The 12,085-nt window shown below is 52.5% G+C and carries 11 protein-coding genes; 5 read left to right on the plus strand and 6 right to left on the minus strand.

Going from position 1 to position 12,085, the window contains the following annotated elements; translation table 11 throughout:
- Positions 1-84: 84 nt before the first annotated feature.
- The 4 genes from A0W33_RS10530 to A0W33_RS10540 all read right to left on the minus strand — a co-directional run bounded on the left by A0W33_RS10530 (position 85) and on the right by A0W33_RS10540 (position 2,699).
- Positions 85-594 (minus strand): GNAT family N-acetyltransferase, encoded by a 510-nt coding sequence (locus A0W33_RS10530; protein WP_172798109.1) that lies wholly within the window; start codon positions 592-594, stop codon positions 85-87.
- 271 nt (positions 595-865) lie between these two features.
- The gene (locus tag A0W33_RS20910) at positions 866-1,039 is read right to left on the minus strand and encodes a hypothetical protein (RefSeq protein ID WP_157578024.1); all 174 of its coding nucleotides are present in this window, start codon (positions 1,037-1,039) and stop codon (positions 866-868) included.
- Between the two features lie 140 nt (positions 1,040-1,179).
- On the minus strand, positions 1,180-1,392 hold the full coding sequence (locus A0W33_RS10535; protein ID WP_068838103.1) for a hypothetical protein: 213 nt from the start codon (positions 1,390-1,392) through the stop codon (positions 1,180-1,182).
- A gap of 116 nt (positions 1,393-1,508) precedes the next feature.
- Positions 1,509-2,699 carry a THUMP-like domain-containing protein gene (locus tag A0W33_RS10540; protein WP_068838104.1) on the minus strand — a complete coding sequence of 397 codons (1,191 nt, stop codon included), beginning with the start codon at positions 2,697-2,699 and terminating at the stop codon, positions 1,509-1,511.
- Between the two features lie 156 nt (positions 2,700-2,855).
- Here A0W33_RS10540 and A0W33_RS10545 point away from each other — a divergent pair, with 156 nt between their 5' ends.
- Both A0W33_RS10545 and ahcY read left to right on the plus strand, forming a co-directional pair.
- On the plus strand, positions 2,856-3,551 hold the full coding sequence (locus A0W33_RS10545; protein ID WP_068838105.1) for a DUF4397 domain-containing protein: 696 nt from the start codon (positions 2,856-2,858) through the stop codon (positions 3,549-3,551).
- A 166-nt stretch (positions 3,552-3,717) separates the two neighbouring features.
- On the plus strand, positions 3,718-5,025 hold the full coding sequence (ahcY, locus tag A0W33_RS10550; RefSeq protein ID WP_068838106.1) for an adenosylhomocysteinase: 1,308 nt from the start codon (positions 3,718-3,720) through the stop codon (positions 5,023-5,025).
- A gap of 141 nt (positions 5,026-5,166) precedes the next feature.
- Here ahcY and A0W33_RS10555 read toward each other — a convergent pair whose 3' ends face one another.
- Positions 5,167-5,916, minus strand: coding sequence for a LytR/AlgR family response regulator transcription factor (locus A0W33_RS10555; protein WP_068838107.1), 750 nt, complete (start codon positions 5,914-5,916; stop codon positions 5,167-5,169).
- A gap of 30 nt (positions 5,917-5,946) precedes the next feature.
- A complete protein-coding gene (locus A0W33_RS10560; protein ID WP_172798110.1) occupies positions 5,947-8,901 on the minus strand; it encodes a two-component regulator propeller domain-containing protein in 2,955 nt (984 codons plus the stop codon).
- A gap of 368 nt (positions 8,902-9,269) precedes the next feature.
- Between A0W33_RS10560 and A0W33_RS10565 the strand changes: the two genes are divergently transcribed.
- The 3 genes from A0W33_RS10565 to A0W33_RS10575 all read left to right on the plus strand — a co-directional run bounded on the left by A0W33_RS10565 (position 9,270) and on the right by A0W33_RS10575 (position 12,082).
- A complete protein-coding gene (locus A0W33_RS10565; protein WP_068838109.1) occupies positions 9,270-10,046 on the plus strand; it encodes a glycosyltransferase family 2 protein in 777 nt (258 codons plus the stop codon).
- Positions 10,047-10,112: 66 nt separating this feature from the next.
- The gene (locus A0W33_RS10570; RefSeq protein WP_068838110.1) at positions 10,113-11,099 is read left to right on the plus strand and encodes a glycosyltransferase family 2 protein; all 987 of its coding nucleotides are present in this window, start codon (positions 10,113-10,115) and stop codon (positions 11,097-11,099) included.
- A 389-nt stretch (positions 11,100-11,488) separates the two neighbouring features.
- Positions 11,489-12,082, plus strand: coding sequence for a sigma-70 family RNA polymerase sigma factor (locus A0W33_RS10575; RefSeq protein WP_068838111.1), 594 nt, complete (start codon positions 11,489-11,491; stop codon positions 12,080-12,082).
- Positions 12,083-12,085: the final 3 nt, after the last annotated feature.

Consider the following 12,085-nt stretch of genomic DNA (forward strand, 5'->3'; position numbering starts at 1 on the left):
ATGCCCTTGAAGAAAACAAACGTGCTCCTGAAAAGTACCGACACCATAATCGGTAGGAGTTACTTGAAGTAGTTTTGACGGTACTTACATTCCCTCTGAAGCGGATGCGGTAACAGCACCGGCTTCCCGCGCAATATCTTTGTGCATGATGGTGATGCCCATGTCGCCACCCAGTTTGGTATAGATGCGCCAGCCAAGGTCAAAGTAAAAGCTTACCCTGTCGGTAGCCACCAGGTATAAGTGGCAGAATCCAATTTGCTGCGCATGCTGCTCCAGCACCTGCACCAGTTGCTTCCCAACCCCTTGTAGCCTGTACTCCGGGGCCACATACAGCGCAGCCAGCCACGGCCGCAGATCCGGCAGTTCCGTGATGCCATCATCTTCTATTAGCATGACTGAGCCGGCGGGTGTGTTGTCATCCAATGCGACAAATGTGGCGGGGAAATCCGTTGCCTGCAGGTGCTCGCGCAGCGGCTCCTTCACCACCTCTACGGTGTTACCCGGCTTCTGCCACCACTGGCTGTAGACCCAGTTGGCTACGGTGTCAAAATGCTGGGGCACGTCGCGTAAGTGTTGTATGGCTATCTTCTTCATCCCTTCGGCTGTGTATGGTGTAAATATGAGGCAAATGGTCTGCGGCTGATTGGGAAAACCAATATAATTTAATTTTGAAATTATTGCGCGAGATTGCCACGAAAACACGGTGGCTATTGGCGATATGTAACCGTGCACCAAAAAAAGCAGCCACAACATAGAGCCATGGCTGCCTTGGTTTCTGAAGTATAGCTTTTGCTGCCCGTCTGCTCTCCGCAACTGGTTAGGTGAACAGGAGACATTAAAAGGTTCTACTGGTTCAGGATCAGAATTACTTTTTCTTCGTTTCCCTGTCCTGCTCGTTGTCTGTGCGGGCTTGTGGTGTCTGTCCCTCTTTTAGAGGGGTATCCGTCACGTCGCGCTCCAGGCTGTTCGAAATGTCGTTCTTGTTGCTCTTGCTCGTATCCGTCAGTTCAGACTTCTTGTTTTTATCTTGATCTTTCATTTTTCTTGCGTTAAGTTATACTTGCTTTAAAGAAGAAACTTCCGTTAAAGCGCTCAGCCTTTTCTGCGAAGCAGGCTAACGCACTTGGGAGTTCCTGTAAGAGTGTACGGCACCGGGAAGCGCATGTTCAGCGACCCTGGTTAGTATTTCTGGTCGCTGTTCTCCTCTACATCTTTGCCCGAGCGAATGTTGGTAATGCCACCGCCGGTACCGCCAACAGTAGGCGAGGTGGCGTCGCTTTGGGAGCTCGTGCTGCTGTTCTTTAGCTTATCGCCGGGCTTCATGGTGCGTGATGTCTCGTTCACATCCTCCTTCATCCTGTTCTCCGTTTGCTTCTTTTCTTCCTGTTTCATAGCTGTTGTTTAGTTCGTACTGGCCGGCCATACCTGTGGCAGGCTCTCTATACTTTGTACGAAGCTGCATGGGGCTTGTTAATGTTTGTGAAGGGGAAGAATAGCGTTGCGGCAGTTTAGAAAGCTTTTTCGCAGATGAGCACCACAGGCTTCTGGTGCATGTCGGTTGTGAAGAAGAGGTAAAGATCGCCGCCCTCCCTGATGCCGGTTTTGCGGCGGATGTCGGCCACGGATTCAGGGAAGTTGCGCACCGTAATATTGGCTTTTTTGGCAGGCAGTTGCTTAAGGAGCTCTTTTTTACTGTAGCGGCTCACGCCCAGGCACCGGAAACTACGGCCTGGAAAACCAGATAGCAGCTGTGCCGAAGTATAGAGGTGGCTGTTGGGGTGCAGCTTGTGCAAGCCAAGGTGCTGCCCCAGGTAGCGGTAGGCACCTGCTTTAAGTATGGCTGCATTGGGTTCGTAAACAAATTCCAGCGGGTCGGCATATAAAGGTTCGGCGGCTTCTTCCTGGGCGCGGGTAAAGGTAAGGGACTGCGGTGACGAGGCTGGAAGCAGGTTCACAGCCATGCGCGGCACATCGGCGGGAGCAGGTGCCTGCGGCTGCAGCAGGTATAACACCTCCTTCACCTCGTTCTGCACCGCTATCACCCACACCTGCGTTCCGTGCCCAAGTTCCTGCAGCGCCTGTTCAATGTCCAGCATCGGCGATGTTTTCAGAAGTATGGCATCGGCCTTTTGGAAAAGCTCGGGCAGCAGGCGCAGCACATCCGGCTCGCAGTCCTGCAGCAGGTGCAGCTTTTGGTCGTGGTTGCCACGGCGGGCCGGATCTAGGTATAAAACAGACGCCTTGCCCTCAAAATCAGCTAGAAAATCCTCTGCCGTGCTGTTTATACTTTTGATGTTGTCGGCACCAAGTAAACCAAAGTTATACTTGGCCACCTCCTGCAGCGCCGCATTTTGTTCCACGTGTACCACTTCGGCAAAGCTCCTGGCAAAAAAGAAGCTGTCCACCCCAAAGCCACCCGTTAAATCAACCAGCAACCTGCCCTGCACCAGGTCTGACTTGTAAGCGGCCGTTGCCTCTGACGAACTTTGCTCCACCGACACCGCCACCGGAAACACGGCCTGCGGGTGCGCTACCCACGTCGGTAGTTTTTGTATGGCCTTCTGGCGCGCCTTTATCTGCTGCACCAGTTCCTGCACCGGCAGTTGCGGATAGCGGCTGGCCTGCAGCATCAGTTGGGCTACATCATCGTATTGGTGTGCAAGTATAAACTCCTGCTCTTCGGGGGTAAAGGTGCGCATAACCGCTGCTGAATTTTGGTGTGGCAAATATACCTAATTCTAAAAGCGATCCATGGGAACAGTTTCTGTTTAATGTTTTGCATAATTTATTAAACAATCTAATTTGCTGATGGTTAACCTTTTATCCAATCAATATAAAATCTAAAAGTCAGACCTATGAAAAACTGGATGAGATTAACCTTGGTGGCTGTGCTGCCAGTCATGTTCTTCACGAGTTGCGAAGACGATGACGATGACCTGGACCTGCAGGAAGAGCAGGCAAATGTGATGGTGGTGCATGCCTCGCCGGATGCACCGGGGGTGGACCTATATGTGGATGATGCAAAAGTGAACTCTTCCGCGCTAAACTACCCAAACAACACTGGCTACCTGGAGGTAGAGGAGGGCGACCGCAACTTTAAAGTAACAGCTGCAGGCGCAGGTCTTGGTAACCCTGTGATAGATGCCGATGTGATGCTTGACGCTGATAAAAACTATACTGTGTTCGCGGCTGGAAGACTGGCAAATATTGAACCGGTAGTACTGGAAGACAACCTGGCTGCGCCTGCCGCTGGAAAGGCACACGTGCGTTTCGTGCACCTGGCACCCGATGCACCCAACGTGGATGTGGTGGTGCAGGGCGGCCCGACGCTATTCTCTGACCTTCAGTTTAAAGAGGCCACAGCCTTTACGCCTGTAGATGCCGGAAGCTATACCCTGGAGGTGCAGCCTGTGGGAACAGACAATGCCGCTGTTACTGCAACCGTAATGCTGCAGAGCGGCAAGATCTATACTATTTTTGCAAAGGGGCTGCTTTCGCCTCCGGCCGGTAACAACAATGCGTTGGGCGCCGAGGTGATCGTAAACAACTAAGGAACCTCCTGGCACAACTTCCTGTTTTAAACAATGGCACCTGCTATACTTTGGCAGGTGCCCTTGTTTAACCCTGTGGCAAGCGCCTTTTGGGCTTGCCCTTAAAATCTTGAAGAAGCGCAACAAATTTTGTAAATTTGTGTTTTCAATTGAAAAGTAACAAGAAATGATAGATACAGAACTGAAGTACAAAGTGAGAGATATCTCTCTGGCTGAATGGGGCCGTAAAGAAATTAGATTGGCTGAGGCCGAGATGCCAGGTTTGATGGCCATCCGTGAGGAGTTCGGCCCAAGCAAGCCCCTTGCCGGTGCCCGCATTGCAGGCTGCCTGCACATGACCATCCAGACTGCTGTGCTGATTGAGACGCTGGTGGAATTGGGTGCCGAGGTTACCTGGTCTTCCTGCAACATTTTCTCTACCCAGGACCATGCTGCCGCTGCCATTGCCGCTGCCGGTATTTCAGTTTATGCCTGGAAGGGCATGACGGCCGAGGAGTTTGACTGGTGCATTGAGCAAACGTTGTTCTTCGGTGAAGACCGTAAGCCGCTTAACATGATCCTGGACGATGGTGGTGACCTGACCAACATGGTGCTCGATAACTACCCTGAGCTGGCTGCCGGTATCAAAGGGCTGTCTGAAGAGACAACCACGGGTGTTCACCGCCTGTACGAGCGCATGAAGAACGGCACGCTGACAATGCCTGCCATTAACGTGAACGACTCAGTTACAAAGTCTAAGTTCGATAACAAGTATGGCTGTAAAGAGTCGTTGGTAGATGCGATTCGTCGTGCCACTGACGTGATGATGGCCGGTAAAGTGGCCGTTGTAGCTGGTTACGGTGACGTAGGAAAAGGTTCTGCCGCTTCACTTCGTGGTGCCGGTGCCCGTGTGATCGTTACTGAAATTGACCCGATCTGCGCCTTGCAGGCTGCCATGGACGGTTTCGCGGTGAAGCGTATGGTGGATGCCATCAAAGAGGCAGACATCGTGGTAACCGCCACTGGTAACAAAGACATCATCGGCGAGCGCGAGTTCCGCTCACTGAAAGACAAAGCCATCGTTTGTAACATCGGCCACTTCGACAACGAGATCGACATGGCCTGGTTGAACAAGACCTACGGTAATACGAAAGACGTGATTAAGCCACAGGTGGATCTTTACAACATCGAAGGCAAGGATGTGATCGTATTGGCAGAAGGCCGTTTGGTAAACCTTGGTTGCGCCACTGGCCACCCATCGTTCGTAATGTCAAACTCCTTCTCTAACCAGACACTGGCGCAGCTGGAGCTTTGGACAAACACAGATGCTTATGAGAACAAGGTTTATACTTTGCCGAAGCACCTGGATGAGAAAGTAGCCCGCCTGCACCTGTCTAAGATCGGTGTGGAACTGGACGAGCTTTCGCCTGACCAGGCCCGTTACATCGGTGTGGAGGTTGAAGGCCCTTACAAGCCAGAGTATTACAGATACTAAGTAAACCGGGTTCGCCCGCGCAAGTATAAAAGAGGCCGGTGCTTTGCAGCACCGGCCTCTTTGTTTTTAAGTATAAGTTCTTTTGTAGTAGCCGTAGTAATCAAATTGCTTCAGTGAAGCAGGTAGGTTAGTAGCAGTCTGTCATATAATGTTGAAGCGTGACATGAGTGTTTTCTTGTAAGACTTTCCGATTGGCACATCGCCTTTGGCGAACACAACCGAGTTTTCCTCCAGCGCGTCGATCTTGTCGAGGTTGGCGATGTAGGAGCGGTGCACGCGCACAAAGTTCTGCGAGGGCAGCTTCTGCTCCATATCCTTGAGTGTGGAGGAGACAAGGTACTTCTGGTCTGCCGTCACGATAAAGGAATAGTTATCATAGGCCTCCACCCACAGAATGTCGCTGTAGTGCACTTTGATGATGCGGTGCTTTACCTTCACAAAGATGTAGTCGGTGGCCACCTCCTGCTCCTTGTGTTCGGTTTGCTGCGTTCCGTTGCTGCCTTTCTCCCCTCTGCTGTTAGAGTCGTGCTTGTAGAGCGCGATCTCGATGGCTGAGCGCAGGCTCTTGTCGTCAAAGGGTTTCACCAGGAAGCCATCCGGCTCCGTTTTCTTCGCACGATCTATGGTGGCAGCATCGGCGTAAGCGGTAAGGTAGATAAACGGGATCTTAAACTCCTGCCGGATGCGCGAGCCGATCTCCACCCCGTCGGCGTCACCCTTCAGGTTGATATCGAGCAGCACCAGGTCTGGCCGTGTTTCCCGGATCATGTCAATCGTGTCTTCCCCCGTATCTATGGCGCACGTCTCATATCCCAAATCTTCCAGGCTGGCAGCAAGATCTTCCGCAATGATCACCTCATCTTCTGATATCAGGATTTTGGGTTTTGTCATAGCATTAGGTTCATACGTGAAAAAAATAATTTATGATGGCAAAACAAAATATAATGTTGATTTTGTGCCATGGCTATTGTAAAAATTCATGTGTCCCTCGAGTTTCTTACTCAACGATTCCACCAGCTTCAGCCCAAAAGAGTGCCCCTGCTGTCGGTGCTGGTAAAAATCCTCGGGAAGGCCGCGGCCATTGTCACTTACGGTCAGGGTAAACTGCACTTCATCGTGCCGGGTGAGGACAATGCGCAACACGCCCGCTTCTCCCTGCGGGAAGGCATACTTCAGCGTGTTGGACACTAACTCGTTTACGATGAGGCCAAGGGTTATAGCTGTGTCTACGTCTACTTTCGTCTCAGGGATATCCAGCTCCAGCGCCACCCGCTCCATGCTGATGCCATAGGAGGCGTAGAGGCTCTCGCATATCTCCAGAAAGTAATCTTCCAGGTTTATCTGTTCCAGGTCGTTGTGGCGGTAGAGGCGCTCGTGGAGCAGGGCCATCGACCTTACCCGGCTGCGCAGCGCCTGCATCACGTCCTTTGCCAGCGGGTCGGGCACGTGGCGCGCCTGCAGGTTCAGCATGCTCATCACAATCTGCAGGTTGTTCTTAACGCGGTGGTGTATTTCCTGGAGTAGGATCTCCTTCTCGCGGTTCTGGCGCTCCAGCAGCCGGGTGCGGTGGTCTACTTTCATCTCCAGCAGCGTGTTCATTTTTACCAGGCTGCGCTCGCGCAGGTGCACCACGCTAAGTATGGCCCCGGCAATTACCACCAGCAGCACGCCTATAAACCACTCGCGGCGCCAGATGGGCGGCACAATCGCAAACTCGTAGGAGAGCGGCTGCTCTGTCCAGTAGCCCTCGTTGTTCTGGGCCAGCAGCTCAAATTTATACTTGCCCGGCGAGAGGTTGGCGTAGGTGGTAAACGAGCGGCTGGTAGCCGGCGACCAGGAGTCCTCGTAACCGGCCAGCCTATACTTGTACCGGACCTGCTCCGGCCCCGACAGGCAGATGGCGTGAAAGTTAAAGGACAGGTGATTTTGGGTATGCGGCAGCCTTAGCGTTTCAGGCAAGCCGGTCAGGCTGTCCAGTGGGTAGCCGAGCTCCTCCCAGTCGGTGGGCCTGGAATAAAGCATCACATCCGTCAGCATTACTTTGGGGTGCTGCGTGTTGGGGTGGTCGAGGTGGGGCAGGTATTGAGTAAGGCCTTTGGTGGTGCCAAACCAGATGGAACTGTCCCTGGCCTGCACGATGGCGTTGTCGCATACTTCCAAACCCCGAAACCCGCTGTTGGCGGTGTAGCTGCGGTAGCTGAATTTGCCCTCCCGGAGAAGTATGGGCAAGCTTACTTTCAGCACATCACGGTTCGTGGCCACCCACAGGTTGTCGGAGGCATCCGCGAAAACTGTTTTGATGGCCTCGTTCGGCAGCCCCTGTTCCGTGGTGAAAAGCTTCGCTTGCCGGCCCTGCAACAACAACAAGCCCTGGTTAAAGGCGGCAAAGTATAAATTCCCCTTTGTGTCTTCTGTGATGGAGCTAATCTCCCTAACGTTTAAGTTCGTGCGCACCTTTACCACCTGACCTTCCCTTACCTGGAACACACCCTTGTCAGCACCCACCCATAGGCGGCCTTTGGTATCGCGGTAAATAGTTTTCGCCTTGATGGGGCCTTCTGTGGCCGGGAGTAGCTGGAGTGAGTCGCCGTGCAAGGTGGCAATGCCAGCCGCAGTGGCAAAGAAGACGCCGCCTGCGGGGCCGGTGGCCGCCTGGTACACATCGGGCAATGCTCGGGGGGAGGGGTGGGCGTAATGTGTGCTGCCATTTGGGGTTAGCCGCCAAACCCCGTTGCTGCTGCAAACCCACAGTTGCTCCTTGTCGGGCAGCAGGCTGTAAATAGTAGTGCCACGTGGCCACGGCTGCGCGTCGGTCCAATCCGGGCGCTGCTGCCTCATTCTGGCAAAGTCGCCTTCGTCTGTTCCCAGCAGCAGCGTGCCGTTGCTGTCCTGGGCAAGTGCCGTGATGCGTGGCTCCGCCAAACCCGTGAAGTCGAAGAAATGCACAAACCACGGCGTCTTGTACTGCTGCAGACCGTAGCCGCTGGTGCCGATCCAAATGTTATTCTCCATGTCGGTGGCCAGGGCGGTGATCCGGTTGGTGCGCAGGCCGTTGCGCCGGGTCAGGTGCTCGAAAGATTTTCCGTCATACTTCAGGAGCCCGTTTCGCTGCAGGCCTATCCACAAGGTGGCGGTGTTGTCGAGCGTGAAGCTCGTGATGTGGCTGTAGGCCAGGGATTCTGGCAGCGGGATTCTGCGCACCTTGTTTTGTGTGAGCTGCGCAAGGCCCGCCGTGGTGCCTATCCATACTCCGGCATCAGCCTGTGGCAGCAGGGCAGTTACATGGTTGCTGGGCAGTTCGCTGTTTTCGGTTGTGAGATGCAGGAGCTTGCCTTTGCTAACCCTGTACAAACCGCTTTTTTCGGTGCCTGCCAACATTGCTCCGGAAGGCGTATGTGCAATAGAAGTATAGCTTCCCTCCGGAAGCGCAGTGTACTTCTGCATGCGGTTTCCGGACAGAAAAAAGACGCCAGTGTTGGAGGCGACCCATATTCTGCCGGTTTTATCCTCCGAAACGCTCTGTATACTTTCAGCCTGCAGCCCTTGCGCCGCACCGTAGGGTATAAAATCCGAGCCGTTAAAGCGCAGCAGTCCTGCATCCGTTGTTCCGATCCAGAGGTGCTGCTGGCTGTCCAGGAAAAGCGTAGATATGTTGTGGCTGCTTAGGCCGTCTTCTTTGGTGTAGGTAACGAAATCGGTGCCGTTAAAGCGGCTAAGTCCGGCGCGGGTGGCCAGCCACAGGTAACCCTGCTGGTCCTGCTGTATGGCCATGACCTCCGACTGTGGCAAACCCTGCTCCAGCGTCCAGTTTCGGATATTGTACTGCTGCGCCAGCGCAGGTACTGCGGCAGCCAGGTACAGGCACAAAACTATCAAGATGCGTGGGCAATGCATGTAAGGCTTCCTGGTTTACTTTCGGCAGTGGGCATCCTCTACGATAGGGCTGGCACGAAAGCGGTTACGTATGCATTTACTTACGGGTGCACCTGCAAAAAGTATAAATGAAATGGTTGCGGGTTTTTAGTGGGTAAACATCAACTCGTTGTAAAGCTATATAGATTAGGGGTTGCCTGCCGTGTTTCCTTTCCTTAGCCGTAGCTTGGCTGCGCCTGCGAAACACACCACGCACCTGCTTCCGGCACAGCGGTGGCCAAGCCACCGGTCATCCAAAAGCAGCGCGTACTTATAATTTTGGCATAAATAAACGATCTTTGTGCAGCTCATTGAAAAGAGCGGGATAATCTATGGAAGTCAAGCTGTCAGTAACCATCATCACCTTTAACGAGGAGCAGAACATAGGGCGCTGCCTGAAATCGGTGGAGGGGATAGCCGATGAGGTGATTGTTGTGGATTCCCTTTCCATTGACCGGACAAAGGAAATCTGCTTAGCGCATGGGGTAAAGTTTATCGAAAATCCTTTTAAGGGGATGATAGACCAAAAGTCGTTTGCCTTGGAGCAGGCAACGCACAAGCATGTGCTGGCGCTGGATGCGGATGAGTCGCTGACGGAGGAACTGCGGCAGTCGGTACTGGCGGCCAAGCGCAACTGGGCGGCCGATGGTTACCTGCTGAACCGGCTTACCAACTACCGGGGCGAGTGGATCAGGCACTCGGGCTGGTATCCTGACCGTAAATTAAGGTTGTTCGACAAAACCAAGGCGGCTTGGGGTGGGCAAAACCCGCACGACCGGGTTATACCCGTGGAGGGTGCCAAGATCAAAAAGCTGAAGGGCGACATGCTGCATTACTTCAGCTATAACGTGAAAGAGCACCTCGACCAGATAAACAGGTACACGGAGGTATTTAAGGAGGAGATGGTGAAAAAGGGAAAGAAAACGTCGCTGCTGGCTATACTTGTAAAGCCGCCATTCCGCTTCTTCCGGACATACTTTATCAAGCTGGGTTTTCTGGATGGCTTCAACGGCTTTTTCATCGCTGTGCTTTCCGGGTTCACTGTGTTCCTGAAGTATGCCAAACTGTACCTGGCTTACAAAGACACACCTTCCGACAGGCCATCCTAAGTATAAGAGCAGGTCTCTTAGCAGCCATTCATGCTTCAACACAAACACCAGCTTTAAAAAACTCCTATGGTAACCGGAATTTCTGTTGTCATCCCGAATTATAACGGCGTACACTTGTTCAAAGAAACACTGCCTACGGTGGTGGAGGCGCTGGCACACGTCGACAAGCCCACAGAACTGATTGTGGTGGATGATTGCTCCACGGATGACTCTATCGCGTACCTGCAGGCAAACTACCCGCAAATCAGGATACTTCGCAACGAGGTAAACGGCGGTTTCTCAGTTACGGCAAACCACGGCATCCGGAAAGCAAGTTTTGACAAGGTGCTGCTGCTGAACAGCGACGTGAAGCTAACGCCACACTACTTTGCCAACCAGTACAAATACTTCTCCCGGCCGGATACCTTTGGGGTGATGGGGCGGATAGTGGGCTGGCATGATGAAAAGATTCAGGACGGCGCCAAGTTTCCGTCTTTCCACGGCAGCAAGATCAAGACAACCGGTAATTACCTGCTCCAGGACGAGCGGCAGATGGAGGATGGCTTGTACTCGATGTACTTATCGGGTGCCAACGCCTTTATAGATAAGGAGAAATTCCTGCTCATCGGTGGGTTTGATGAGATCTTTTCACCATTTTATGTGGAAGACTACGAGCTGTCGCTGAGGGCGTGGCGGCTGGGTTTTAAATGCTACTATGACTATTCGAGCGTATGCCGCCACCAGGTTTCTTCCTCCATTAAATCAAAGAGCAAGAAAAAGTACGTCAGCACCATGTACGACCGCAACAAGATGTTTCTGCACGCCATCCACCTGGAGGGTACCAGCCGTTACCTGTGGTTTCTGCAGCTGCTGCCTGAGGCACTGATCCGGGTGCTTACCTTCCGCTGGCATTACCTGAGGTCGCTTTCGCTGTTCATGGCCTCCTATAACCGGGTGCGGGAGTCGCGGCAGGCGTTCAAGAAAACAGCCAAAAAAGTAGGTAAACGTTTGAGTGTGAAAGACGTGACTTCTTTTATACTTGGCAAGATGAAGGGAGACATTATCCGGCTCTGACCAGGCGCCGGAAGTATTTTTCTGTTTTAGAAGATGCTGTTGCCGCTGCTCCCTAAGGCCAAGGCAAGTACAGAAAGTTATAAACTGCCCCTGCGTTGGCACTTGAAGTCCTTCGCCATCAGGTAGTTTGTTGCCCCACTGCTCAAGCGGGGCGGCAATTTAGGGCAACTGGTTGTGGGGCAGGCGGGGCAGAAGTATAAAAAAGTGCTTTTCCCCTCTAATTTGATGAATGCCGTATACTATAGCTGCGCTGAAAGACAGTGGCTGTAAGAGATATGCGGTTTGTGTTGCAACCCAAACCGTGCTACTACGGTATGTAATTAAAATTCCTATATTTGCACCTACACGCGATAGAGGACTTTTATAAAGTACAAAATCCATAAGTATAGATGAGCGAGCAACAGGGTAAACAACTAAGTAAAGAGGAGAAAGACGCGCGGTTTGAGGCCGAATTGCTTCCTGTGCTCGATCCTCTGTACAATTTTGCCTACAGACTCACCCTCGACGAAGACGATGCCAACGACCTGGTGCAGGAAACCTATCTGAAGGCTTACCGCTTTTTTGACTACTTCGAACAAGGAACTAATGCAAAAGCATGGCTGTTCCGAATCCTGAAGAACTCCTTCATTAATGAGTTTAGAAAAAAGAGCAAACAGCCTGCAAAAGTAGACTACAGCGAGGTTGAAGGGTATTATAACACCGACGACGTAGAAGGGGAGGGCGGCGTGGCCACCACGACAGACATGCGCACCGAAAGTGTGCAGGATTTGATCGGGGATGAAGTAGCCAGTGCACTCAATGCCCTGCCCATCGACTTCAGAACGGTGATTATACTTTGTGATCTGGAAGGCTTTACGTACGAGGAAATGGCCAAGATTCTGGACATCCCCATCGGAACTGTACGCTCTAGGCTGCACCGTGCCCGAAACTCTTTGAAGGAGAAGTTGGAAAAGTATGCGAAAAGCATGGGTTATAATAGTTAGAGG

This window comes from Pontibacter akesuensis (assembly GCF_001611675.1).
Classification (GTDB): domain Bacteria; phylum Bacteroidota; class Bacteroidia; order Cytophagales; family Hymenobacteraceae; genus Pontibacter; species Pontibacter akesuensis.